We start from the raw sequence: 244 nt of genomic DNA, 5'->3' as shown, positions 1-244 counted from the left end.
AAAAAATGTTCCTGATATGATTGAGCTATTAAAAAATACAAAAGCAATTGTTTTTGATCTGCGAAATTATCCAAATGGGACTTTTGAGAAAATTGGCAAATTTATATGTTCTAAAGAAAATAAATTTGCCATTTATACGATTCCAGATATAAGTTATCCAGGGAAATTTATGTGGGCTCCAGGAAGTTCTATAGGTGTTGACAATAAAGATAACTATAAAGGAAAAGTAATTGTCTTGCTTAAC

Annotated in this window: 1 pseudogene; it reads left to right on the top strand. The window is 29.1% G+C overall.

Features of this window, described 5'->3' with window-relative positions:
- Positions 1–16: 16 nt before the first annotated feature.
- Positions 17–244, top strand: a pseudogene (locus tag ACWA1B_RS23395) (S41 family peptidase); the annotation flags it as partial.

This window comes from Flavobacterium xizangense, from assembly GCF_054075145.1.
Note: the sequence above shows the minus strand (reverse complement) of the source record. Positions and strands in the feature narration are given on the sequence as shown.